General features: G+C 68.3%; 27 protein-coding genes. 8 read left to right on the forward strand and 19 right to left on the reverse strand.

Annotated elements, in window-relative coordinates; genetic code table 11:
• Window positions 1–8: 8 nt before the first annotated feature.
• The 5 genes from urtB to ureE all read right to left on the reverse strand — a co-directional run bounded on the left by urtB (window position 9) and on the right by ureE (window position 5,399).
• A complete protein-coding gene (urtB, locus tag FG154_RS01065; protein WP_145103513.1) occupies window positions 9–1,937 on the reverse strand; it encodes an urea ABC transporter permease subunit UrtB in 1,929 nt (642 codons plus the stop codon).
• An 84-nt stretch (window positions 1,938–2,021) separates the two neighbouring features.
• Window positions 2,022–3,302, reverse strand: coding sequence for an urea ABC transporter substrate-binding protein (gene urtA, locus FG154_RS01070; RefSeq protein ID WP_145103516.1), 1,281 nt, complete (start codon window positions 3,300–3,302; stop codon window positions 2,022–2,024).
• 299 nt (window positions 3,303–3,601) lie between these two features.
• Complete coding sequence (gene ureG / locus FG154_RS01075; protein ID WP_145103519.1) at window positions 3,602–4,225, reverse strand: urease accessory protein UreG; 624 nt, start codon at window positions 4,223–4,225, stop codon at window positions 3,602–3,604.
• Complete coding sequence (locus FG154_RS01080; RefSeq protein WP_145103521.1) at window positions 4,222–4,854, reverse strand: urease accessory protein UreF; 633 nt, start codon at window positions 4,852–4,854, stop codon at window positions 4,222–4,224. Before FG154_RS01080 ends, ureG begins: the two co-directional genes overlap by 4 nt.
• Window positions 4,851–5,399, reverse strand: coding sequence for an urease accessory protein UreE (gene ureE, locus FG154_RS01085; protein WP_145103524.1), 549 nt, complete (start codon window positions 5,397–5,399; stop codon window positions 4,851–4,853). The genes FG154_RS01080 and ureE overlap by 4 nt, the downstream gene beginning before the upstream one ends.
• An 88-nt stretch (window positions 5,400–5,487) precedes the next feature.
• Here ureE and FG154_RS01090 point away from each other — a divergent pair, with 88 nt between their 5' ends.
• Window positions 5,488–5,802: a hypothetical protein gene (locus FG154_RS01090; RefSeq protein WP_145103527.1), complete on the forward strand. Its 315-nt coding sequence runs from the start codon at window positions 5,488–5,490 to the stop codon at window positions 5,800–5,802.
• A 46-nt stretch (window positions 5,803–5,848) separates the two neighbouring features.
• On the opposite strand, the gene ureC is transcribed toward FG154_RS01090, so the two are convergent.
• The 5 genes from ureC to FG154_RS01115 all read right to left on the reverse strand — a co-directional run bounded on the left by ureC (window position 5,849) and on the right by FG154_RS01115 (window position 9,707).
• A complete protein-coding gene (gene ureC, locus FG154_RS01095; protein WP_145103530.1) occupies window positions 5,849–7,555 on the reverse strand; it encodes an urease subunit alpha in 1,707 nt (568 codons plus the stop codon).
• A 313-nt stretch (window positions 7,556–7,868) separates the two neighbouring features.
• A complete protein-coding gene (locus FG154_RS01100; RefSeq protein ID WP_145103533.1) occupies window positions 7,869–8,186 on the reverse strand; it encodes an antifreeze protein in 318 nt (105 codons plus the stop codon).
• Between the two features lie 24 nt (window positions 8,187–8,210).
• Entirely contained in the window at window positions 8,211–8,516 is a 306-nt protein-coding gene (locus tag FG154_RS01105) for an urease subunit beta (protein WP_145103536.1), read from the reverse strand.
• Between the two features lie 50 nt (window positions 8,517–8,566).
• Window positions 8,567–8,869, reverse strand: coding sequence for an urease subunit gamma (locus tag FG154_RS01110; protein WP_145103539.1), 303 nt, complete (start codon window positions 8,867–8,869; stop codon window positions 8,567–8,569).
• 10 nt (window positions 8,870–8,879) lie between these two features.
• Window positions 8,880–9,707 (reverse strand): urease accessory protein UreD, encoded by an 828-nt coding sequence (locus FG154_RS01115; protein ID WP_145103542.1) that lies wholly within the window; start codon window positions 9,705–9,707, stop codon window positions 8,880–8,882.
• 201 nt (window positions 9,708–9,908) lie between these two features.
• Between FG154_RS01115 and FG154_RS01120 the strand changes: the two genes are divergently transcribed.
• The 6 genes from FG154_RS01120 to FG154_RS01150 all read left to right on the forward strand — a co-directional run bounded on the left by FG154_RS01120 (window position 9,909) and on the right by FG154_RS01150 (window position 15,740).
• Window positions 9,909–10,946 carry a phosphotransferase gene (locus FG154_RS01120; RefSeq protein WP_145103545.1) on the forward strand — a complete coding sequence of 346 codons (1,038 nt, stop codon included), beginning with the start codon at window positions 9,909–9,911 and terminating at the stop codon, window positions 10,944–10,946.
• A gap of 7 nt (window positions 10,947–10,953) precedes the next feature.
• Window positions 10,954–12,264, forward strand: coding sequence for an aspartate aminotransferase family protein (locus FG154_RS01125; protein WP_145103548.1), 1,311 nt, complete (start codon window positions 10,954–10,956; stop codon window positions 12,262–12,264).
• Window positions 12,265–12,700: 436 nt separating this feature from the next.
• On the forward strand, window positions 12,701–12,856 hold the full coding sequence (gene pufB / locus FG154_RS01135) for a light-harvesting antenna LH1, beta subunit (protein ID WP_002720479.1): 156 nt from the start codon (window positions 12,701–12,703) through the stop codon (window positions 12,854–12,856).
• A gap of 15 nt (window positions 12,857–12,871) precedes the next feature.
• Window positions 12,872–13,036: a light-harvesting protein gene (locus FG154_RS01140; RefSeq protein WP_069332414.1), complete on the forward strand. Its 165-nt coding sequence runs from the start codon at window positions 12,872–12,874 to the stop codon at window positions 13,034–13,036.
• Window positions 13,037–13,229: 193 nt separating this feature from the next.
• On the forward strand, window positions 13,230–14,609 hold the full coding sequence (locus FG154_RS01145; protein WP_145103551.1) for a PucC family protein: 1,380 nt from the start codon (window positions 13,230–13,232) through the stop codon (window positions 14,607–14,609).
• A 387-nt stretch (window positions 14,610–14,996) separates the two neighbouring features.
• Window positions 14,997–15,740 (forward strand): response regulator transcription factor, encoded by a 744-nt coding sequence (locus FG154_RS01150; protein WP_145103554.1) that lies wholly within the window; start codon window positions 14,997–14,999, stop codon window positions 15,738–15,740.
• Window positions 15,741–15,791: 51 nt separating this feature from the next.
• Here FG154_RS01150 and hemN read toward each other — a convergent pair whose 3' ends face one another.
• The 8 genes from hemN to FG154_RS01190 all read right to left on the reverse strand — a co-directional run bounded on the left by hemN (window position 15,792) and on the right by FG154_RS01190 (window position 22,780).
• The gene (hemN, locus tag FG154_RS01155; RefSeq protein WP_145103556.1) at window positions 15,792–17,150 is read right to left on the reverse strand and encodes an oxygen-independent coproporphyrinogen III oxidase; all 1,359 of its coding nucleotides are present in this window, start codon (window positions 17,148–17,150) and stop codon (window positions 15,792–15,794) included.
• 74 nt (window positions 17,151–17,224) lie between these two features.
• A complete protein-coding gene (locus tag FG154_RS01160) occupies window positions 17,225–17,920 on the reverse strand; it encodes an NnrU family protein (protein ID WP_145103559.1) in 696 nt (231 codons plus the stop codon).
• On the reverse strand, window positions 17,917–18,138 hold the full coding sequence (locus FG154_RS01165; protein ID WP_101340573.1) for an NnrT protein: 222 nt from the start codon (window positions 18,136–18,138) through the stop codon (window positions 17,917–17,919). The genes FG154_RS01160 and FG154_RS01165 overlap by 4 nt, the downstream gene beginning before the upstream one ends.
• Entirely contained in the window at window positions 18,135–18,308 is a 174-nt protein-coding gene (locus FG154_RS01170; RefSeq protein WP_145103561.1) for a protein NnrT, read from the reverse strand. The genes FG154_RS01165 and FG154_RS01170 overlap by 4 nt, the downstream gene beginning before the upstream one ends.
• Before the next feature lies 1 nt (window position 18,309).
• Window positions 18,310–20,184 (reverse strand): nitric oxide reductase activation protein NorD, encoded by a 1,875-nt coding sequence (locus FG154_RS01175; RefSeq protein ID WP_145103564.1) that lies wholly within the window; start codon window positions 20,182–20,184, stop codon window positions 18,310–18,312.
• Window positions 20,185–20,188: 4 nt separating this feature from the next.
• Window positions 20,189–20,986 (reverse strand): CbbQ/NirQ/NorQ/GpvN family protein, encoded by a 798-nt coding sequence (locus tag FG154_RS01180; RefSeq protein WP_145103566.1) that lies wholly within the window; start codon window positions 20,984–20,986, stop codon window positions 20,189–20,191.
• Window positions 20,983–22,323: a cbb3-type cytochrome c oxidase subunit I gene (locus tag FG154_RS01185; RefSeq protein ID WP_145103569.1), complete on the reverse strand. Its 1,341-nt coding sequence runs from the start codon at window positions 22,321–22,323 to the stop codon at window positions 20,983–20,985. Before FG154_RS01185 ends, FG154_RS01180 begins: the two co-directional genes overlap by 4 nt.
• A 13-nt stretch (window positions 22,324–22,336) precedes the next feature.
• A complete protein-coding gene (locus FG154_RS01190) occupies window positions 22,337–22,780 on the reverse strand; it encodes a c-type cytochrome (RefSeq protein ID WP_145103572.1) in 444 nt (147 codons plus the stop codon).
• Between the two features lie 149 nt (window positions 22,781–22,929).
• Between FG154_RS01190 and FG154_RS01195 the strand changes: the two genes are divergently transcribed.
• Window positions 22,930–23,136, forward strand: a complete 207-nt coding sequence (locus tag FG154_RS01195; RefSeq protein ID WP_145103575.1) for a DUF1858 domain-containing protein — start codon at window positions 22,930–22,932, stop codon at window positions 23,134–23,136.
• Between the two features lie 21 nt (window positions 23,137–23,157).
• Here the strand turns inward: FG154_RS01195 and FG154_RS01200 are convergent, their stop codons facing one another.
• Window positions 23,158–23,859, reverse strand: a complete 702-nt coding sequence (locus FG154_RS01200; RefSeq protein WP_145103578.1) for a Crp/Fnr family transcriptional regulator — start codon at window positions 23,857–23,859, stop codon at window positions 23,158–23,160.
• Window positions 23,860–24,055 lie beyond the last annotated feature (196 nt).

The raw sequence follows: 24,055 nt of genomic DNA on the forward strand, positions 1-24,055 counted from the left end.
GGTGCATGTCAGTCTCCTGCGGCGCGGCCCTTGAGGGCGATGATCCCCCGCGGCCGGAACTGGATGAAGATGATGATGAGAAGGATCATGTAGGTCTGGGCCGCGAGCGTGTTCGAGGGGTTCAGCCACTCGATCCCCTTCTGCGCGCCGCCGATCATCGCGGCCCCCGCAAGCGTGCCCCAGATGTTGCCGACGCCGCCCACGACCACAGTCATGAAGCTCTGCACGATATAGTCCTGACCAAGCTCCGATGTGACCTTGGCGAAGAGCCCGATGGCCACGCCCGCGATGCCCGCGATGCCCGAACCGAGCCCGAAGGTCAGCATGTTGATCCGGTCGGGGTTGATCCCCATCGAGGCCGCCATCGACGGGTTCTGCGTCACCGCCCGCACCTCGAGCCCGAGGCGTGTCCGCTTCATGATGATGAGGAAGACGCCAAGGAAGATCAGGGCCAGGACGAAGATCGCGATGCGGATGTAGCTGATCGACACCACGTCGTTGAAGCTCAGCGCCCCGTCGAGCCAGGCGGGCGCGGTCAGCGGCCGGGCCTGGGTGCCGAAGATGTTCTTGGCCAGCTGCTGGAGCGCGATCGAGATCCCGAAGGTAGCAAGCAACGTCTCCAGCGGGCGCTTGTAGAGGTGGCGGATCACCAGCCGCTCCATCGCGACGCCTGCGGCGAAAGTGACGGCGAAGGCGAGCGGCAGCGCGACCAGAATGGAGATCGTGTAGTCGGCGATCCATTGCTGCACGACATAGCCGGTATAGGCGCCCATCATGATGAACTCGCCATGGGCCATGTTGATGACCCGCATGACGCCGAAGGTGATGGCGAGGCCGATGGCGGCAAGGAAGTAGATCGAGGCGAGCGACACCGCATCGAGCGCGAGGTCCGCCGCCTGCATGAGACCGACGGTCCGGCCGATCCGGGCGAGCGCGGCCTGGGCGGCCTCGGTCACCGCCGGGTCGGGCTCGGCATGGACCTCGAGGAAGCGGAAGCGGTCGAGCGTGGCGTCGACCTCGTCCTCGGTGGCGCCGGGCGGCACGATGCCCTGCGCCTCGAGTGCGGTGTAGGCACGGTCGCGGGCCTCCTGGCTCTTCAGGTCAGAGACCGGGATGCCGGCCACCTGACCGTCGCGGATCTGCGCAACCAGCGTCTCGCGCACGGCGGCACGGGTGAGCCGGGCGGGGGCCAAACCTTCGGCCACCAGCAGGTCGTAGGCCTCCTCGCGCGCGATCTCGCGCCCGGGCGTCAGTTCACGGGCGATGTTGAGCCCCTGCGGCTCACCCTCCACCGCCATGCGGCGCGTGGCGACGAGGGGGTTCAGCGCGCCCCGGAGGTCAAGGCCCAGATCGGCGCCGAAGCTTTCGATGGCGGCGACCCGCTCTTCGGCGGTCGCACCGAAGCGCAGGGTCAGCAGACGCTCGAGCCGGGCCATGGCGGGATCGTGCGCCTGCGCCAGCGCGGCGCGCAGCGGCTCGAGATGCTCCGGCGCGGGATCGCGGGCCATGGAGGCCAACGCCGCCGACCGGCGCGCCGGATCGGGATCGGCCAGCTGGAACTGCACGAGGGCCGTGGCGATCAGGCCGCGGACACCGCTGTTCGGTCGAAGCTGCTGGATCTCGCGCCGGCCGGCGGTTCCGGCGGGCGCGCCGTCGAGGTCGCGCAGCTCCCAGCCCTCATTGGCGGGCTCGATCAGGAAGAAGGTGCCGTCGCTCTCGCGCAGGCCGAGGCCGCGGTTGGCCCAGGCGTCCAGCAGGGTGGCGGCGGCCGGGTCGCCCGAGGCGGCCAGCGCCCCGATCACCGGGCCGATGGTCTGGCGCGAGGCCTTCTCGACCAGCGCGCGGTTTTCGGAGAGGATCTGCGCGGCCGGTGTGCCTTGCGCAAGGACGGGCAGCGCGGAGACCAGCGCCGCGAGGAAAATCAGGACAAACCGCATTCGGACCTCGTCGGAGGGGACGGGAGCGGCGCGGACCGCTCCCGGTTCGGCGATCGGAGGGCGGCGGAGGCCGCCCCCGTCACGTCAGTAGTTCGACTTGATCTGCACGCAGCTCTTGGTCTCGGTGTTGTACATGCCGCAGTCGAGTTCGGCCCAATCCGACTCGAGCACCGCCGATTCCGGCAGGTAATCCGTCCAGGCGTCGCCCGGCACCGGGTCGGTCTGCGAGATGATGTCGAACTGGCCATCGTCGCGGATCTCGCCGATCAGCACGGGCTTGGTCAGGTGGTGGTTCGGCAGCATCTCGGCCTCGGAACCGGTGAGGTTCGGGAACTTCTGCCCGATCATGGCTTCGGCCACGGGATCGACATCGGTCGTGCCAGCCTCGGTCACGGCATTCACCCACATGTTGAAGCCGATGTAGGTGGCTTCCATCGGGTCGTTCGTGACGCGGTTCTCGCCCATGCGGGCCTTCCAGTCGGTGATGAAGGTCTCGTTCTCGGGGCTTTCGGCGGACTGGAAGTAGTTCCAGGCCGCGAGGTGACCCACGAGGTTCGAGGTGTCGAGGCCCGAAAGCTCTTCCTCGCCGACCGAGAAGGCCACGACGGGGATGTCGTCGGCCGAGATGCCGGCCGCGGCCAGCTCCTTGTAGAAGCCGATGTTGGCGTCGCCGTTGATGGTCGAGATCACGCCCACCTTCTTGCCGTCAGCACCCAGCGCCTTCACGTCGGCCACGATCTTCGACCAGTCGGAATGGCCGAAGGGCGTGTAGTTCACGAAGATGTCGCCCTTGGCGATGCCCTTCTGCTGCAGGTAGCTTTCGAGGATGTTGTTCGTGGTGCGCGGATAGACATAGTCGGTGCCAAGGAGCGCGAATTTCTCGACGCCCAGTTCCTCGAGGAAGTAATCCACCGCCGGGATCGCCTGCTGGTTCGGCGCGGCGCCGGTGTAGAAGACGTTCTTCGAACTCTCCTCGCCCTCATACTGGACGGGATAGAACAGAAGGCCGTTCAGTTCCTCGATCACTGGCAGCACCGACTTGCGGCTGACGGAGGTCCAGCAGCCGAAGATCACGTCCACGTCGTTCACGGTCAGCAGCTCGCGCGCCTTCTCGGCAAAGAGCGGCCAGTCCGAGGCAGGGTCCACCACCACCGCCTCGAGCTTCTTGCCCAGCAGGCCACCCTTGGCGTTCTGCTGGTCGACGAGCATCAGGACCGTGTCCTTCAGCGTCGTCTCGGAAATCGCCATCGTGCCCGAAAGCGAATGGAGCACGCCGATCTTGATCGTGTCCTCCTGAGCGAGAGCCGCGCCCGCCAGCGACAGGCCGAGCGCCGTGCCGATCAGATATCCCCTGAACATCTTCATGTTCCTGTTCCCTTTCGCAGCAAGGCTCCGCCCGTCCGGTCCCGGTGGGCCGGTCGCGATTCTCGAGCCTTGGCAGTCCCCTGTTGATCCGCCGCGGGGCTGTCGGCCCGCGGGCGCCGGATCGCCCCGCGGACGATCCTCGCGGGATCAGATGACATTGGGGCGCCGGAGCGGGCAAGACAGCGGACGGTGGGGCATCAGGCGTTGGGTGAAAATGCCCTTTATCTCATCAGATCAGGACCGAACGTCCAAGGATTGGGCAGCCACCGCGCCGGTGTGGCGCGGAATCGGCCAGCTGCTCATTCCTGAGGCAGGAGTTGCAGCCCGCCCTCCCGCTTGAGGAAGGCCACGATCTCGGCCACGCCCGCGCCCCGGCGAAGCTGCGCCATGACATAGGGCCGGCGACCCCGCGCCGTCCTCGTGTCCTCTTCCAGCAAGCGAAGATCGACGCCCACATGGGGCGCAAGATCGGTCTTGTTGACAACCAGCAGGTCCGAGCGCGCGAGGCCCGGACCCCGTTTGCGGGGGATGTCCTGCCCGGCGGCCGTGTCGATGACATAAAGCGTAAGGTCGGCCAGTTCCGGGCTGAAGGTCGCGGCGAGATTGTCACCCCCCGACTCGATCAGGATCAGGTCAAGGTCGGGAAAGCTGCGCCGCAGATCGGCCACGGCGGCGAGGTTGATCGAGGCGTCCTCGCGGATCGCGGTATGGGGGCAGCCTCCGGTCTCGACGCCACGGATCCGCTCGGCCGGCAGCACCTGCGCCCGCATCAGCGCCTCGGCATCCTCGCGCGTGTAGATGTCGTTGGTGATGACGGCCATCGAGCAGCGATGCGCCAGCGCCGCGCAGAGTTTTTCGGTCAGGGTGGTCTTGCCGGCGCCCACCGGGCCGCCGATTCCAACCCGCAGGGGTCCGTGGCTCATGTCTTGAAGATCCTCACTTGCTGGGTTTCGTGCCGCATCGCCGCAAGGTCGCCGCGGACGGCCGCGCTGCCGATCGCCTCGAGCGGCGCCTCGGCTGCCTCGCGCGCGATCTCCTCGATCAGCGGATGCAGGCGGGACAGGATCGCCTGCCCTTCGGTCTGGCCGAGCGGAACGAATCGCACCGCCGCCGAGACCAGATTGGCGGCGAAGGCATGGAGCGTCAGCGCCAGCACCTCGGCCACCGGCCGGCCGAGCGCGGCCGCCGCCTGACCCATCGCCACCGGCAGGGGCCGCGGGGGCAGCGCGCGCCCGGTCAGGGCCGCCGTGGTGGCCGCAAAGGCCGCCCCCTGCTCCTCGGTCTCGCGCAGCCGTTCGGCCGAAGGCGCCAGAGCGCGCGCCAGATCCGAGAGCGCATCAAGGTCATGGCCCTTCAGCGCATGGGCAAGCAGGATCGCATCCGTCCTCCCGGATCCGAAACGCAGGGTGTCGGCGATCCAGCGTTCCACGCCGGCCGCATCCTGCACCTCGCCCTGCGCAATCGCCCATTCCAGCCCGTGCGAATAGGCGAAGGCCCCGGTCGGGAAGGCCGGCGAGAGCCACTGGACAAGCGTGAGCAGCGCGCGACTCATGCCGGGTCGGCGTCGGGCGTCTCGTCCTCGTCGGCCTTGCGCGAGATGTGAACATGGACATGCGGATGGTGATGATCATGGTCATGCGCGGGGCCGTGATCGTGCCCCATCGTGCGGCCGTGGCCGTAGGCGCCCCCTTCGGGCCGGAAAGGCTCGGTCCGCGGCTCGAGGCTGAGGCCAAGGCCCCGCAGCATCCCCTCGAGCACATGGTCGCGGCGGATCACCAGCCGGTCCGACTCGATCTGGCAAGGCGTGTGGCGGTTGCCGATGTGCCAGGCCGCCCGCAGGATCGGCCCGGTGATCGAGAGCACCTCTTCCTCGGCCGCGCGCACCTCGATCAGACGGCCGTCGGCCAGCTCAAAGGCGTCGCCCTCGTCCAGGCTGGTCGTCTCTGGCAGATCCACGAGGAACCCGTCGCCCGCGTCGGTCTCGAGCCGTTTGCGGCGCAGCAGCCGCTCGTCATAGCCCAGCTGCACGCGGCCTGCGGCCACGCCCGTCCATTCACCCTGTCTCAGCAGCCGGCGCGCCTGGGGAAGCTCGGTCATGGAAGGTCCTTTCTCTGCTCCGGCGTCAGCGATTCGTTAAGGGACAGCCGGCTATGTGTCGTGGAACAGAATGGCAACGGGGGCAGACATGCACAAGTCGGACGCGGCCAGCCCGGCCGACGAACTGGGAGAGGTGCGAGCGGCCATCGCGCGGTTGCGGTTGCGGGAGGCCCGGCTCTGCGCCCGGATCCTTGCGGCCCCGGATGACGGGATGGAAGGCCGGCACTTCCGCGCCGAAGTGGCCGAGCGGCGGTTCCGCCTGTTCGACACGGCACGTTTGCCCGAAGCGGTGCTGGCCGACCCCCGCTACTGGAGCGAGAGCGTCACGCGGGAGGTGCGCTGCCTGCCCGCCGCCGTAGGCCCGGCCCGCCCGCGCGCGCCCGCCCTGCGCGCCGTGCATTAGGCGCGGCGGTCCGCCGCCGCCCACGCCTGCCCCGCCACGGCCGGCCTCAGTAAAGGAAGTAGCGTTGGGCAAGCGGCAACTCGGCCAGCGGCTGGCAGGTCAGGATCTCTCCATCCGCGCGCACCTCGTAGGTTTCGGGATTGACCTCGATGGCCGGGCGGTGGGCGTTGAGCTTCATGTCGGCCTTGCCGATCCCTCGCGTCCCTTCGACGGCCAGGGTCTCCTTCTGCAACCGCAGCCGCTCGCCGACACCATCGGCCTGGGCCGCCTGCGACACGAACGTGACGGCACTGGCATGAAGCGCCCCCCCGAAGGCCCCGAACATGGGCCGCGAATAGAAGGGCTGCGCCGGAATCGACCCGTTGGGATCGCCCATCTGCGCGCAGACGATCATGCCCCCCAGCAGCACCATGTCGGGCTTGGCGCCAAAGAAGGCGGGCGTCCAGAGGACGAGATCAGCGCGCTTGCCCTCTTCCACGCTGCCGATATGGCGCGAGAGGCCATGCGCGATCGCCGGGTTGATCGTATATTTCGCGATGTAGCGGCGCACCCGCATGTTGTCGTTCGCGCCGGTCTCCTCGGCCAGACGCCCGCGCTGCACCTTCATCTTGTGGGCGGTCTGCCAGGTGCGGGTGATGACCTCGCCCACCCGCCCCATCGCCTGGCTGTCCGACGAGATCACCGAGAAGGCGCCCATGTCGTGCAGGATGTCCTCGGCGGCGATCGTCTCCTTGCGGATGCGGCTCTCGGCGAAGGCCACGTCCTCGGGGATCGAGCGGTCGAGGTGGTGGCAGACCATCAGCATGTCCAGATGCTCCTCCACAGTGTTGGCGGTGTAGGGCATCGTCGGATTGGTCGAGGAGGGAATCACGTTCGCCGCCCCCACCACCTTGATGACGTCGGGCGCATGGCCGCCGCCCGCCCCCTCGGTGTGGAAGGCGTGGATCGTGCGCCCGCCGATGGCGGCCAGCGTGTTCTCGACGAAGCCCGATTCGTTCAGCGTGTCGGTGTGGATCATCACCTGCACATCCATTCGGTCGGCGACCGTCAGGCAGCAGTCGATGGCGGCGGGGGTGGTGCCCCAGTCCTCGTGCAGCTTCAGACAGGAGGCGCCGGCGCGGACCTGCTCCTCGAGAGCCGCGGGAAGCGACGCGTTGCCCTTGCCCGCGAAGGCGAGGTTGATCGGAAAGGCATCAGCCGCCTGCAGCATCCGCCCGATGTGCCAGCGCCCCGGCGTGCAGGTGGTGGCGAGCGTGCCATGCGCAGGCCCCGTGCCGCCGCCCAGCATGGTGGTGATGCCGGAATGGAGCGAATCCTCGATCTGCTGCGGGCAGATGAAGTGGATATGCGCGTCCATCCCACCGGCTGTGAGGATCCGCCCTTCGCCCGCGATGATCTCGGTGCCCGGCCCGATCACGATGTCGACGCCCGGCTGGGTATCGGGGTTGCCGGCCTTGCCGATCTTCGCGATCCGCCCGTCGCGCAGGCCGACATCCGCCTTGTAGATCCCGCTCCAGTCCAGGATGAGCGCGTTGGTGATGACCGTATCCATCGCACCGTCCGCCCGGGTGCGCTGGCTCTGACCCATGCCGTCGCGGATCACCTTTCCGCCGCCGAACTTCACCTCTTCGCCATAGGTGGTCAGGTCGCGCTCGACCTCGATGATCAGGTCGGTGTCGCCCAGCCTCAGCCGGTCGCCGGTGGTGGGGCCGAACATGGCGGCGTAGGTCGAACGCGAGATGGAAGCAGGCATGAACCCTCCTTGGCGCTAGCGGAAGTGGGGCGGGTCCGCCCCGTGCGGCGGTTGACACAGGCGGGCGCGCGCGTCGGGTGCGATCACCCAAGGTCGCCCCGCACGGCCCGCGCCAAATTTCAGTGAGGCATCCCGAGATCGATCAGCAGCTTCTTGCGCGCAGGAGCCCTCGGCGGAGCGCGAGCCGGACAGGTGCGCGGCCCGCCCGACACGGGCGCCGTGGGGCCCCTCCTCTGCCCAAGGGGCCTGCCTCCGCCGCCGGACGCCGATCGGACCGCCAGGGCCCGGAGATCCGGCAGGCAGGCGCGTCACATCAGGCCTTCGAGCGCTTCGCCGCACGAGTGAGGCGCGCCGCATTGACGCGCGTCCGGCGGCGGATCGGCTTCAGCGCGGCCGCGGCAACCTCATCGGGCCGCTTGCCCTGCATCGCGGCCGTCGTGGCGGCATGGGCCGCCTGCGCGAAGGCAACGCCCTTCTCGGCCACCATGCGCTGGTTCTCGAGCGGGTGTGGCGTCAGCACGCCCATCATGCCCATGGTTCGGATGGCCACGACGGTCTGCGCTTCGACGACCATCATCCCGGTCTGCCAATAGAGCGCCATGAGGCTGGTGAAGGGCAAGGCGAGCGGCATTCCATACTCCTTATGTCGAGGCCGCTACAACTTGCCCATGATCCGGCCGTTGAAGCCATAGACTTCACGGTCGCCGGCATAGGACACAAGTCGCACTTCCCGGGTCTGCCCAGGCTCGAATCGCACAGCGGTGCCGGCGGGGATGTCCAGACGCATCCCGCGTGCGGCCTCACGGTCGAAGTCGAGCGCGGGGTTCGTCTCCGCGAAGTGGTAGTGCGAGCCTACCTGCACCGGCCGATCGCCGGCATTGGAGACAACAAGCGTCACCTGCATGCGTTCCGCGTTCAGCAGGATCTCGCCCTCGGCGGGGAAGATCTCTCCGGGGATCATGCGCTCACCTGTGGGGAAAAGCGGAAGGGATGGGCCGGCATGCGCACCTCTCAGCGGATCGGGTGGTGGACAGTGACGAGCTTGGTTCCGTCGGGGAAGGTCGCCTCGACCTGCACCGAATGCAGCATCTCGGGCACGCCCTCCATGCACTGTTCGGCGCGGATCACATGGGCACCGGCCTGCATGAGATCGGCGACCGAGCGACCCTCGCGCGCCCCCTCGACGACGAAGTCCGAGATCAGCGCCACCGCTTCGGGATGGTTGAGCTTCACCCCGCGCTCGAGCCTGTTGCGCGCCACGATGGCGGCCAGGCTGATGAGGAGCTTGTCCTTCTCTCTCGGTGTCAGGTTCATGTCGTTCCCCTCAGTCCTGCCACACGCGCGGCAGAGCCCGGCCGCGCAGCACCCCCAGCACCCGCGCCACCTGTCGCCGCAGCGGCCAGCCATCGGGCGCCAGCATCCGCACCAGCAGCTTTCCATCGAAGGCGGAGGCTGCGGCTTCCACCCCCGGCTCGTCCAGCACGGCCCGCGCGGGGCCCAGCGCATCCTCGGCGCCCGGACCCACCAGAGCAAGCGTGGCAAGAGCGCGCGCTCCGCCGAGCACGGCGGCGCCACCGGCCGCCGCAAGCGCCCGCCCGTCCAGCCTCAGCGGCTCGATCAGCGCCGGGCGCCCCCCGCGCGTGATCTGGCGCAGGTCGCGGAAGGCCAGCCGCGACAGCGTCTCGCCCATGGCCGCCCGCCCCAGCACCACCGATTCCACCATGAGGCAGCCCGCCCCCGGCCCCAGCGCGATCTCGGTCCGCCGGTCGAGGGCCGAATCCTCGAACAGGATCGTCTCCTGCGGCAGCCAGTCGAGCCAGCCGCCCGCCCCGACCTCGTGCGCAACCCGCACCTGTGCAGTGCCCTGGCCCGCGGCATAGGCCCGCTCGGCGGTCTGGGTGGTGGCGACGGCGCGGCATCCCTCGCCAACCTCCAGCCGGTAGGAAAGCCGGTCCCCGCCGGTAAGTCCCCCCGACGTGTTGAGGAACACGATCTCGGGCACCGGCCCATCCACCCGCGGCAGAAAGGCCTTGGCCGAGCCCCGCTGCGCCAGATCGCGCAGCCGGACCGCCCCGCGCACCCGCGCAAGCGTCACCTGCGCATGGCCTTGGCTGCGTTCCAGACAATCGCGAGGGGGCGTGAGGGCGTTCATTCTCAGCGCATCCCATCATCGGCCCCCGGGCGCCGCAATCGGCCATCCGGCCCGGTTCGCGGGGCCGCCGCCCGCACCGGCGTCATTGCCGGTTTTGACGGCGTCTTGCCTGCGGATCGGGCGGAATGGAAAAGGGCACTTCGACTTCCCTTCCGCGGGCGGCTCGCCCATGATCGCCTCCACATCGCCGAGGAGCCCGCCTTGCCCCACTCCACCTTGCCGATCGGAACCCTGCTCGCCACGCCCCGCCCCGCCTTCACGGCAATTGAGGCGGAAGGGCTGGCACGGGCGCATTTCGGACAGGAGGGCCGGGCCCTGCCGCTGACTTCCGAGCGCGATCAGAATTTCCGCCTCGTGACCGGACATGGCGAGTTCGTGCTCAAGATCGCGAACGCCGCCGAGCCGCGGGGCGTGACCGAGTTCCAGACGCTCGCCCTCCTCCATCTCGAGGACCGGGCGCCGGGCCTGCCGGTGCCGCGCGTCGGCCGCACGCCAGAGGGCGCGCCGTGGGCCGAATTGCCGTCGGGCCATCTGCTGCGGCTTCTGACCTGGGTCGGGGGCGAGCCGCTCTGGCGCGTCCGCGGCGGCGCGGCGCAGCGCCGGGCGGTCGGGCGCTGCCTCGGCGGGATCACGGCGGCCCTGGCCGACTTCGCGCACCCGGCCGCGGATTACGAGCTTTTGTGGGACATCCGTCATGCGGCGCGGCTGCGGCCCCTTCTGCCCGCCATTCCCGATGCGCGAACGGCGGTCCTCGCCGCGCAGGTGATCGACCGGTTCGAAGCCGAGGCCGCCCCGCGGCTGGCCGACCTGCCCTGGCAGGTGGTGCACAACGACATGAATCCCCACAATATCATGGTGGATCCGGCCGACCTCTCGCGGGTGACGGGCGTGATCGACTTCGGTGACATGGTGAGGACGGCGCGGGTATGCGATCTGGCGATCGCCGGGGCCTACCAGCTGGACCCGGGCGATCCCGCGGGTTCGCTGGCCGACATGGTGGCCGGCTACCACGAGGCCAATCCGCTTCAGCGCGCCGAGATCGAGGTCCTGCCCGGGCTGGTCGCGGCGCGGATGGTTGCGACGATTGCCATCGCCTCGTCGCGGGCCGCGCAGCAGCCCGAGAACGCGCCCTACATCCTGCGCAACCTGCCCGCGGCGGCGGCGGGGCTCGAGGCGCTGACGGCGCTCGCGCCGGGGGCTGCGGCCGCGACCCTCGCCCGTGCACTCGACGAGGGATGAGGCCCCCATGACCCGTGACGCCATGCCGAACGCCTTCCTCCCGGGCGAGGCTCGCCTTTCGGAACCGGAGCGGGCGCTGATCGAGCGGCGGCAGGCGGTCCTCGGGCCGGCCTACCGGCTCTTTTACGAGCGTCCACTGCATATCGTGCGGGGCGAAGGCGTCTGGCTCCATGACGCGGACGGCACGGCCTATCTCGACGCCTACAACAATGTGGCCTCCCTCGGCCATTGCCATCCCCGCGTGGTCGAGGCCGTGGCACGGCAGGCGGCCGAGCTGGCCACCCACACGCGCTACCTGCATGAAGGCGTGCTGGAGCTGGCCGAGCGGTTGCTCACCACGCTGCCGAAGGGAATCGGGCATGTGATGTTTACCTGCAGCGGGTCGGAGGCGAACGATCTCGCACTTCGGCTGGCCTTTGCGGCGACGGGCGGCACGGGCGTGATCGTGACCGAGAACGCCTATCACGGCGTGACGCAGGCCGTCGCGGCCCTGTCGCCCTCGCTGGGTCCGGGCGTGCCGCTCGGGGCCCATGTCCGCACCGTACCCGCGCCGGATGCCGCCAAGGGCGCGGATGCCGGCTTTGCCGCGGCGGTCGCGGCGGCGGCGGCGGATCTTCAGCGGCACGGCATCCGCCCCGCGGCGCTGATCCTGGACACGGTCTTTTCGTCCGACGGGGTCTTCACCGATCCGCCGGGCTTCCTCGCGCCCGCGGCCGAGGCGATCCGTGCGGCGGGGGGCCTCTTCATTGCTGACGAGGTGCAGCCGGGATTCGGGCGCACCGGCGAGGCGATGTGGGGATTCCTGCGCCACGGGGTGGTGCCCGACATGATCTCGATGGGCAAGCCGATGGGCAACGGCTATCCGGTGGCGGCCCTCGCGCTGCGGCCCGAACTGGTCGAAAGCTTCGGGGCCCGTGCCCGCTACTTCAACACGTTCGGCGGCAACGCCGTCGCCGCGGCGGCCGCACTGGCCGTCCTCGAGGTGATCGAGACCGAGGGGTTGCAGGCCAATGCGCTTACGGTCGGGGCGCGGCTGCGCGAGGATCTTTGCGCCCTCGCCGCGCGCTTTCCCCGGCTGGGCGCGGTGCGGGGCGCGGGACTCTTCATCGGCATCGACGTCGAACATCCCGACTCACGGGCGCCGGACCCGCTCACCGCCGGGCGCATCGTCAACGGGCTGCGCGAGGCGCGGGTGCTGATCTCGGCCACGGGTCCGCTCGGCCATGTGCTCAAGATCCGCCCGCCCCTGGTCTTCTCGACGGCGCATGCCGCGCTGTTCCTCGACCGGATCGAGTCGGTGCTGGCCGCGATCGGCTGATTCAGGACGCCCGAGGCCGCCTGACCGGAACCGGCCAAGCCCCCTGTTTCACCGGAAAAATCACCCGACATAGGAGAGGCGGAGCCCCGGCGCAAGGGCTCGCCTGGCATGGATTCCGCGGCAGAACATGGCCTTGAACCGCCCTCCCCACTGCGCGGCAGGCAGCGTCAATTTTCCGCGCGCCTGCGTCAAAATTGTCCCTTTTCAAGCCCTTAGTCCGATGCGCGCGCCAATTCGGCGGCCAATAAGTCGCACCCAAAACGGCTCTGTCAGGCCACGTTGACGTTGAAACTGTCAGTGGGATGTGACACCCATAATGTGAGCCGGGGCGGATCCAAGGACGCCGACAAGGTGGCCAAGGGCTCTCCGGTCTCGTCGAAGCCAGCGTGCAGGCCCTACACGCAAAACCGTCGATTACCAGTTGGGAGACGACACAGTGACTGACGATCTGAACAAAGTCTGGCCGAGCGGCCTGACCGTTGCCGAAGCCGAAGAAGTTCATAAGCAACTCATCCTCGGCACCCGTGTGTTCGGTGGCATGGCGCTCATCGCGCACTTCCTCGCCGCCGCTGCGACCCCGTGGCTCGGCTGATAGGAGAAGACTGACATGACCAACGGCAAAATCTGGCTCGTGGTGAAACCGACTGTTGGCGTTCCGCTGTTCCTCAGCGCCGCCGTCATCGCTTCGGTTGTGGTTCACGCTGCTGTGCTGACCACCACCACCTGGCTGCCCGACTACTACCAGGGCTCGGCGAAAGTCGCTGCTGAGTAATGCTGCCAAAGGCGCGGGCTTGCGGGCCCGCGCCATGCAGTCATTGAGTTCCGAGCAGGCCGGGATCGCAGGGTTCCGGCCTGCTCGTCGCAATAGCGACGCGTTGTTGTCGCCTTACCCGTTCGGGCGGCGTGCCTGAAGCCCGATCCTCCTCAAGCTGCGCTGTCCTGCGCCTTCCCGGGAACTTCCACGCATGAGCCGCTTTGCCCAGCATCTGGTCCGTATCGGACCGCGTTTCCTGCCATTTGCCGATGCGGCATCGGATGAGCTGCCCCTGCGCAAGCTGCTGCGCCTGTCCCTGTTCCAGGTGGCGGTGGGGATGGCCATTGTCCTGCTGGTCGGCACGCTGAACCGCGTGATGATCGTCGAACTCAAGGTGCCCGCTTCGGTCGTCGGCATCATGATCTCGCTGCCGCTGCTGTTCGCGCCGTTCCGGGCCCTGATCGGCTTCAAGTCCGACACCCATGTCTCGGCGCTGGGCTGGCGCCGCGTGCCCTGGATCTATCGCGGAACGCTCGCGCTCTGGGGCGGCTTTGCCATCATGCCCTTCGCCCTCATCGTGCTAGGCGGACAGGGCTACGCCGAGGGTCAGCCCGTCTGGCTGGGCGTCTCGTCGGCGGCCCTTGCCTTCCTGATGGTCGGCGGCGGCGTCCACACGATCCAGACCGTGGGCCTTGCCCTGGCCACCGACCTCGCCCCGCGCGAGGATCAGCCGAAGGTCGTGGGCCTGATGTATGTGGTGCTGCTCGTCAGCATGATCTTCTCGTCGATCGGCTTCGGCTGGCTGCTGGAGCCCTACCATGACGCGCAGCTGATCAAGGTGATCTCGGGCGTGGCGGTGGCCGTGTTCTTCCTGAACATGATCGCGCTCTGGAAGATGGAGCCGCGCAACCGCGCCTACACGGTCAAGCCCGAGAAGGAGCCCGAGTTCTCGGACCACTGGCGCGAGTTCATCAGCCGCGAGAACGCGCTGCACGGGCTGATCGTGATCGGCCTCGGCACGCTCGGCTTCGGCATGGCGGATGTGATCCTCGAACCCTACGGCGGGCAGGTGCTGTCGATGACGGTGGCCGAGACCACGCGGCTGACGGCGACCTTCGCCGGCGGCGGGCTCGTGGGCTTCTGGCTGGCCTCCTGGGTGCTGGGCCGGGGCTTCGATCCGCTGCGCATGGCGTTCCTGGGCGCGGCCGCGGGCCTGCCCGGCTTCTTTGCCATCATGGGCGCGACGGGCATGACCAGCACCTGGATCTTCATCCTCGGCACGCTGACGGTGGGCTTTGGCGGCGGCCTCTTCAGCCACGGGACGCTGACGGCCACCATGCGCCTGGCCCCGAAGGAGCAGGTGGGCCTGGCTCTGGGCGCCTGGGGGGCTGTGCAGGCCACGGCGGCCGGGATCGGCATCGCCAGCGCCGGCATCATCCGCGACCTGCTTCAGGCCCTGCCGGACCTTGGCGCCTACGGCCCCGGTGCGCCCTATCTGGCTGTATTCGCTCTTGAAGCGGCCTTCCTGCTGGTCACCATGATCGTGATCCTGCCGCTCTTGCGCTCGGCCCTGGCGGCCCGCCGCCTCTGAGCGAATCACCGGGCGGGCCGGTCGCGCCCGCCCGCTCCGCCTGCGGCAGCACCCAGGCTTCTTCCACAGCTTCCGGTGACGTCCGGCAGGTTCCCTTTCCCCGAAAGGTTGAACCCACACAACTCTCAAGGCGAGATTCCGCCCATTGCAGGAATTGTCTTGCAGTGCCCCTGATCATGCTTAACACAACGGAAACAACATGTTCCGAGTGCTCATCCAGGGGTGACCTGTCCATTTCGGCAGGGTAGCAATCGAGATCCACCTTTTTCCTGTCATTACAGGACTTTGCGGCTCCCCATACCGCATGCTAAGTATGGATATCGACAAAACTTTGAAGAGTAGGATTAGCCGGAATAGACGTCCCAGCCACAGAGTGGACAGATTACGATGAAACATTTGCCAGACACTTTTTCCAAGTCCCTGAACTCCATCGGCGCCGATCTGCCCGGGTCGGCCGGTGTCTGTCTCTCGGAACGCTGCACCCTGATCATGATCGACCCTCGGACGCTCGAGCGTGAGTGTCTTGTCCGTTGTGTCGAGCTCGCTCATCCAGAGATCAAGGTCATGGGCTTTGGCTCGTTCGACGAGTGGCAGACCCGCCGCGACCACCACGGGCACGAGGTGATCCTCTACAGCACCGGCAATCGCCCGGTGACCGAGGTCTCCCGTGAAATCGCGACGCTTGTTGCGGAGGCCGGCGCTGCGCCGGTCGTCGTGATCGGCGCCGCGAACGATCTGCGCGAGATGATCGCGGCCTTCGATTGCGGAGCACGCAGCTATCTGCCCTCCTCGGTCGGCATCGACGACATTGTCGAGGCGAGCCGCCTTGCGTCCTTCGACGGGATCTTCCTGCCGACGGCGAGCCTGACCGCCCTGCGCGGCGCCCTTCCCGACCGGGAAGAGTCGCACATGGCCGTGAACGAGCACCTGACCGAGCGCCAGCGGGCCGTCTGTGACGCGCTTCGCCGGGGCAAGTCCAACAAGATCATCGCGGGCGAGCTCAATCTTTGCGAGAGCACCGTGAAGGTCCACATCCGCAACATCATGAAGAAGCTGGGTGCGAAGAACCGCACCGAGGCTGCCTTCAAGCTGAATTCCAGCATGTTTGCGGGGGAAGGTCGCCTCTCCTGAACCGGAGCGGCCGATGCCCCGGCCCCCTCGCAGGGGGCCGGGGCAGTTCGTTCACGAGGCCTGCGAGTAGCGCGCCTCGGGCGTCTCATAGGCATCGAACACGCGCGCGATCATCCGCGTGAGCGCCCTGCCCTCTGCCTCGATCGACATGGAGCCCGCCTCGTCCACAGTGATGAAGGGGGCGAACTTGGCCGCAGCCTCGGCGATCCGCGGAACCAAGGTCTCCGCGGCCTCGCCGAAGCGCGCCCGCAGGGCCGGCAGATCCAGCCGGAACTCGCACATGATCATCTCGATCGCGCGGCCGTGGAGGTAGTCCTCATCGGTCATGCGGTGGCCGCGATAGCCGGGCAGGCGCCCCTCCTCGACCGCCTTGATGTAGGCGGCGGTGGCGGCGGTGTTCTGCAGGTAGCCCTGCTCGAACTTCGAGATCGACGAGGCGCCGATGCCCAGCAGCGTCGGGCAGGTGTCGTCGGTGTAGCCCTGGAAGTTGCGGCGCAGCTTGCCGCTGCGGGCGGCGACGGCCATGCTGTCGTCGGGCCGGGCGAAGTGGTCGATGCCGATCCGCTCGAATCCGCCCTCGGTGAACATCCTCGCCGCGAGATTGGCCAGCTCGTGCCGCTCGATGTCGTTGGGCAGCACGTTCTCGTCGATCAGCTTCTGCCGCTTGGCCATCCACGGCACATGGGCATAGCCGAAGATCGCCACGCGGTCGGGCCCGAGTTGCAGCACCTTGTCGATGGTGGCCGCGAGGCTTTCGCGGTTCTGGTGCGGCAGGCCATAAACGAGGTCGGTGTTCAGCGAATGGACACCGTAGCGGCGCAGCGTCTCGACGCAGGCCCTGGTGTTCTCGAACGGCTGCTCGCGGCCGATGGCGCTCTGGACGATGTCGGTGAAGTCCTGGATGCCGATCGAGGCGCGGTTCATGCCCTCCTCGCTCAGGGCGCGGATCTTGGGCTCGTCCACCATCATCGGGTCGATCTCGACCGAGAACTCGTAGTCCTCGGCGAAGGGGATGGCCGCCTTGATCGCCTGCGCGAGCTTGTGGATCAGCTCGGGCGACAGGATCGTGGGCGTGCCCCCGCCCCAGTGCAGCCGCCCCGCCTTCACGCCCGCCGGAAGGTGCTTCTTCACCAGTTCCAGCTCTTGCAGGAGGGTTCCGACATAGGCCTCGACCGGGGCCAGCGTCTGGGTGCCCTGCGTGCGGCAGGCGCAGAACCAGCATAGCCGTTCGCAGAAGGGCACATGGATATAGACGGAGATCGGCACGGCGGGATCGAGCGCCTCGATCGCCTGTGCCTGAAAGTCCGCACCGACGGCACCGGAAAAGACGGGCGCCGCCGGGTAGCTCGTGTAGCGCGGCACGCGCGCATCAAAGAGTCCGAGACTCTGGAGGAGGGCGATGTTTGTCATGCTGAACCTGATAACGGTTCACGCGACATTCGACTTTGCGCAGGATCAAACGGCCGGGACAGGGTGTCGCAGGCTCAGTGCGGCAGGGGCGAGACACCCAGCAGGATCGGATGCAGCGCAAGCGCGGCCGCCCAGAAGGCCACGATCGCCAGCAGGCGGGGGATCAGGTGGTCCTCGTTCTGCTTCAGCCACTCGGGGTTCAGCAGCGGGCGCAGCGAGAAGATCGAGGTGGCCCGGAAGGCGTCCCAGGCCTCGCAGGGCGGCAGGGCGCGTCGGGCGCGGGCGTCGAACATCGGGATCGCGGCGAGCGACAGGCCGAAGAACGAGCCGAACAGGATCACATGCGCCAGGTCGCCGTTCGGGAAGAGATGGGCGCACGACCAGAGCATCAGCGCGATCAGCAGCGGGTGACGGCTGACGGCGGCAAAGCCCGGCCGGTCGGGGTCGAATCGCGCCGCCCGCTGGCCGCCGAGCGTCCAGGGCCAGGGCAGGCGGATGCCGAGAACCACCAGCGTCCAGAAGATCGGCGAGGTGAAGTTGGGCACCCAGCGCGAGGCCGGCGTCTGCGGCCAGAGTTCCACATAAGGCGCGCGGCCCGCGGCGACGATGACCCAGGCCAGAACCAGCAGCGAGACGGTGCCATAGAGCGCGAAATAGAGCCGCCGGCCCAGAAGGCCGGTCAGCCGCTCGCGCACGCCGGGCCGCGCCGGCAGCAGGTGTGACGCGAAGAAGGCCACAAGTGCCGCCGCAAATTCGATCCAGTCGGTCAAGCCTGGGTCTCCGCCCGCTCCATCAGCCGCACGATATGCCCGGCAAAGAGGTGCGTAGCGGGAATGCCCAGGATCATCCCGCCCAGCACCGACCATGCAGGGCTCAGGACCGGCAGACCGACCCAGGAAAGGATGAGCGAGGCGAAGAACAGGTTCACCGCCGCCGCCCCGGCTCCGAACGGATAGAGCAGCAGCGTCACGCGGCGCTGGCGGCTCATCGGCGCTGCACCAGCCATTGCACGGCCGCCAGCGCCACGACGAAGCTGCCCGCCGCCACCGCGAACCAGAATTCGGCCGCGGCCGTCTGGGCTGCGGGGGTCGGAACCTCGAAGGTGGCGGCCATCGTGATGCCGGGGACGAGGATCAGCAGGGGAAGAAGCATGCGCATCTCAGATTTCCTGTGTGAGGGAACGGTAGAGGTCGGGCAGGGCTCGGGGAAGACGGGCCGGATCGGGCAGCAGCGTGAAGCCCGCCCGGCCGAAGATGCGGGCGAACCAGTCCTGCCCGTCCGCATCGATGACAACGGCATGAACCGACTGCGCTAGGCCGCGGGCCTCGCGGACGGCCATGCGGCTGTCCTCGATGCCATGCACGCCCTCGTAATGGTCGAGGTCGTTGGGCTTGCCGTCGGTCAGGATCAGCAGGAGCTTGCGGCTCGAGCCTTCGGCGGCCAGCATGGCCGAGGCATGGCGGACAGCGGCGCCGAGGCGGGTGTAGTGGCCGGGGCGCAGCCCGCCGATGCGGCCGGTGACCGCTTCGCCCATCGGCTCGTCAAAGCCCTTGCAGCGGTGGAGGAACACCCGGTCGCGGCGCAGCGAGGAGAAGCCCCAGATCGCGAGCCGGTCGCCGGCCACGTCGATGCCGCCGGCCAGCGCCGCCAGCGCTTCGCGCGCGGTCTCGATCACCGGCCGCTCGCCGACCACGGCTTCGGTGGAACGCGAGCAGTCCATCAGGATCGCCACCGACAGATCCCGCTCGATCGCGCGGGCGTCGCGGTAGATCCGGTCGGAGCCGCGGCCGGTGCTGCGCAGCGCCACCTGCGCCTCGATCAGCGCGTCGAGATCCAGCTCCGACCCCTCGACCTGCCGCTTGCAGAGGATGCGGCGGGGGTGCAGCGTCTCGAACTGCCGCCGGACGCGGGTCATCAGCCGCGGGTCGGGATGGAACCCCGGCCCCTCGTCGGCCTCGGCCTCGAGCACGCGGGTGTGGTCGGGCATCAGGCCGCGCGAGCGGTGGTTCCATTCGGGATAGGTGAAGCGGTCCGACAGCCGCTCGTGCTCGGCATCCTGCGGCGCAAGGTCGAGATGCAGGCGCAGCCGGCTGGCCGCGCGCTTGAAATGCTGCGTGAGGGTGATGTGATCCTGATCCTCGGCCGCCTTCTGCGCGTTCTCCTGATCGTCGTCATCGGTCGCGCGGTTGATGTTGAGGCTCTCGACCCAGCTCAGGATCGCCTCGAAGCGGTGAACGATGAAGCTGTCCTTGCGGTTCGCCTGGTCGAGGTCGCGCCGCTGGCCCACCTTGCGCGTCGTGGTGGGCAGGCCCGCGGGGGCGTTGGCCGCCTCGGGCGTCTCGGCCGCCGCCTGGCCCCTGCCCCGCCCGAGCCGCAGCCAGAGCGGCACCGGCGCGAAGGGCATGTAGCCGCGCGGCTCGTGGCGCGCGATCTCGCGCGTGGCGGCCGGGCCGCCGAGCGCCGCCCGCACCCGCGCCTCGACGGCCGATTCGATGCCGAAGGCGGCATGGGTCGTGCGCGAGGCCAGCACATGCGCGGCCAGCACCCCGTGAACGGCGGCAAGGCCCGGCGCCAGGGCCCGCACCCGCGCGCTCGCCGCCTCCATCGCCGTGATCTGCGCAAGGTCCGCCGCCAGCGCGCCTTCGGCCTCGGGCAGATCCACCTGCGCGGCCAGCGCCGCAAGCCACAGATAGGCCGCGCGGTTGAGGTCGCACGAGGGGAAGGCGTCGATCCGGGCGGGCAGCCGCAGCCGCTCGCCGTCGAAACTGGCCACCTGCTCGAGGATGCGCGTCTCGCCCATGACCGAGCCGAGGCTGCGGCGATGGCGGGCGGCGGTGTCGGGGCTGGGGCCGATCTCGACGCCGGCCGCGCCGCCGAGCGCCCGGAAGAGGACGGCCACGCTCGGGCGCATCGCGTCGAGCGACACCGCGACGCCGTCGTTGGCCTTCACCGCGGCAAAGCGGCTGGCATAGTCGTGCCAGAGGTTGCCGACGGTCTCTTCCGGCTCCATCAGGTCGAGCAGGTGGAAGCTCATGACATCACCCGTAAACGGTCGCGATCAGGTCGCGCAGCGCCTGCGCGACATCGGGTTCATCGGTCAGCGGCTCGACCACCGCCGCCTCGAGCGCCTGCTCGACCGTCATGCCCCCCGCCATCAGCGAGGCCGCATAGACCAGAAGCCGGGTCGAGACCCCTTCCTCGAGATCCATCCCCGACAGCGCCCGGACATGACCCGCAAGCCGGACGAGCGGCGCGACGCGGGCCTCGGACAGGCCGCTTTCGCGGGCCACCACGGCGGTTTCGGTGACGGGATCGGGGAAGGTGAAGCTGATCGACAGGAACCGCTGCCGGGTCGAGGGCTTCAGCCGCTTGAGGATGTTCTGGTAGCCGGGGTTGTAGCTGGCCACCAGCATGAAGCCCGGAGGCGCCACCAGTTCCTCGCCCGTGCGGTCGATCATCAGCGTGCGGCGGTTGTCGGTCAGCGGGTGCAGGACCACGGTCACGTCCTTGCGCGCTTCCACCACCTCGTCGAGATAGCAGATCGCGCCCTCGCGGACGGCCCGGGTCAGGGGCCCATCGACCCATTCGGTCGCCCCCCCCTTCAGGAGGAAGCGCCCGATCAGATCCGCGGCCGACAGGTCGTCGTGGCAGGCGACGGTATGGAGCTTGCGCCCCATCCGTGCCGCCATGTGCTCCACGAACCGCGTCTTGCCGCAGCCGGTCGGCCCCTTCAGAAGAAGGGGAAGACCTTTCGCGCTGGCCGCCTCGAACAGCTCGCACTCGTTGCCGACGGGCTTGTAGAAGGGCACCGCGGCTTCGCGCAGGATCGCGTTCATGCCACTTCTCCCACCGCATTGGCGGCCGGGGCCGACTTGCGCACGGCGGCGAGGCTGTAGATGAAGAGCAGCGCGCCCAGCACCACCATCGCGCCCGAGCCGAAGCGGATCATGTAGAACATGGCCAGCTGGTCCTGCACGTCCATGTAGTATTCGCCGATCACCCGCTGCATGTGGACCTGGACGGTGCCCGCGAAGGTCAGCGTGAAGGTCATGAAGGCCATGCCGGTCGTCATCAGCCAGAACGAGGTCATGTTGAGCCACTGGTTGTAGGGCGAACGGCCCAGCAGCATCGGCATGGCGTAGGTGAACATCGCGAGGTTCAGCGCGACATAGGCGCCGTAGAAGGCGAGGTGGCCGTGGGCCGCGGTGATCTGCGTGCCGTGGGTGAAGTAGTTGACGCCGTGCAGCGTGTGCAGGAAGCCCCAGACGCCCGCGCCGAAGAAGGCCACAGTCGAGGCGCCGAGCGACCACAGCAGCGCGGCCTTGTTCGGGTGGTTCCGGCGGCCCTTCCAGACCATGACGAAGGCAAAGGACATCATCGCGAAGAAGGGGATGACTTCCATCGTCGAGAAGATCGAGCCGATCCACTGCCAGTAGCCCGGCAGGCCGATCCAGTAGAAGTGGTGCCCCGTGCCGAGGATGCCCGAGAAGAGCGCGGTGGCGACGATGACATAGAGCCACTTCTCGATCACTTCGCGGTCAACGCCGGTCAGCTTGAGCATCAGGTAGCCAAGGATCGCGGCCATCACCAGTTCCCAGGTGCCTTCGACCCAGAGGTGCACGATGTACCACCAGTACATCTTGTCGAGGCCGAGGTTGTCGGGGTTGATGAAGGCAAAGACCCACAGCAGGCACAGAAGCCACAGCCCCGCCAGAAGGATGTTGGTGATCGCGGTCTTGCGGCCCGCCAATGCGGTCAGCGAGATGTTCACGAGGAAGATCACCGCCGCGACGAGGATGCCGAACTTGACCCAGAGCGGCTGTTCCAGGAACTCGCGCCCGCCGTGGATGCCGATCAGGTAGCTCGCCACCGCGCCCAGCGTGCCGATGACAAGGATCGCCAGCTGCAGATAGGCGAGTTTCACCGAGAACAGCTCGCGCTCGGCCTCTTCGGGCACGAGGAAGTAGGCCGCACCGAAGAAGCCCAGCAGCAGCCAGACGATCAGCGCGTTGGTGTGGATCATCCGCACCACGTTGAAGGGCAGGATTTCCGACAGGGTGTTCGGCGAGACATAGATCCAGCCGGCCAGAAGGCCGCCCAGCACCTGGATGGCGAAGAGCCCCATCGCCACGCTGAAATAGGCCAGCGCCACCTTTTGCGATTGATATTTCATGATGCGGTCCCCCTCAGCCGGCGTCGTTCGGCGGCCAGGATTGCGTGTTCATCTGATCGGCCCAGCGCAGGAACTCGGACAGGCCGCGCTTTTCCTCGTCGGTCAGCTCGAAGTGCGGCATCTGCCGGCGACCCTCGACGCCCGAGGGCTGCGCATCCATCCAGCCGCCCAGCATCTCGGCCGCGGCGTCGGGATCGTCGAGCACGCCCCATCGCGTCATCACGTTGCCGACCTCGGGGGCGAAATAGGCGCCCTCGCCGTGCAGCGTGTGGCAGTTGATGCAGCTGTTGCGTTCCCAGACGTGCTTGCCGAGGATGACCTCGTCGCTCAGCGGGGGCGTGGTGGAAACCACATAGTTGTGGCTCTGGACCGTCAGGCCCACGAACACGGCTATGAAGAAGAGCGATCCCCCATAGAACACGTTGCGGGCCCGCGATTTCGTGAGGATTTCCGACATGGGAGGGTCCTGGCGAATGGTTTCGGGTGGAAACCCTCTAGCCCCGGCCGGCGCGGGAGAGGTTGCGGCATCACAAAGAAGCATGAGATTGACCGGCGTTATCTGGATCCGACATCGGTCGGGCCTTTCCCGGCCGGGCGGAGGCCCAGATGCGACCCGATCTCGACGACCCAGACCTGCCGCTCTCGCGGCTCTTCGACCGCTGGCCGGCCACGGCCGAGGTGTTCCTCACGCGGCGGATGCTCTGCCCCGGCTGCCCCATCGCGCCCTTCCACACGGTCGTGGAAGCCTGCGCCGAATACGGGCTGGACGAGGACGAGTTCCGTCGCGCCCTGCGTCTCGTGGCCGGGATCTGAAAACCCCGCGCCGCGGCGCGCTCAGACCTGACCGGCGGGCCCGCTCAGCACCACCAGCCGGTGCGGGGCGGTGACGACGATGCGCCGGCGCGTGCTCTCGACGATCCCCTCGCGCTCCCACGCCGAGAGAAGCCGCGAGACCGTGTGCAGCGTCGTGCCCGTCATCTCCGAGATGTTCTGCCGCGTGATCGGAAACGAGATCTCGATCCCGGTCGCGACCTTCCGGCCCGACTGGTTGACCATGCGCAGAAGGCAGGCCGCGACCCGCTGCTCGACCTGCTGGGTCGCAAGCTCGGTGATCCGGTTCTGCATCTCGCCCAGCCGCGCGCCGAGCGTGCGGTAGCTCTCGGTCGCAAAGCCCGGATAGGAGGCGACGAACTCGCCCCAGAGCCGCACGGGCCAGGAGAGCGTGACGCACTCGGCCGCGGCCACCGCCGTCGCCGGATAGGTGTCGCGCGCCAGCGCCGGAGCGATCCCGAACAGCTGTCCCGGCCCGATGTGCAGCGCGATGATCTGCTCGCCGGTGGGGGTGGTGCGCACCACGCGGATCGTGCCGTCGAGCAGCAGGTAGAACCGCTCCGCCGCCATACCCTCGCCAAAGACCGTGCTCCCCTCGTCGTAGCGGCGGGGCGTTGCCTGATCGAGGATGGTCCGAATCTGCGGACGCTCGAGCAGCGAGAAAGGCGGCAGCTTGGTCAGAAGGCTTTCGTCGAGTTTGTTCACGGATCCGTTCCGAGTTTGCGACAGCACAATGAACGCCTGCCGGTCCTGGGGCAAGAGAGCGAGAGACGGAACAGATCAGGCGCCGGCCCCAAGCAGAGCCTGACCGTCGTACCTGCAAGCAACCGGCCACCCGCGTCCCGGAACGGCCGGCACCTCGGAGGGCGGCGGCATCAGCCGCCGCCCTCTCTTTGCACGA

The organism is Cereibacter sediminicola, from assembly GCF_007668225.1.
GTDB classification, from domain to species: Bacteria; Pseudomonadota; Alphaproteobacteria; order Rhodobacterales; family Rhodobacteraceae; genus Cereibacter_A; species Cereibacter_A azotoformans.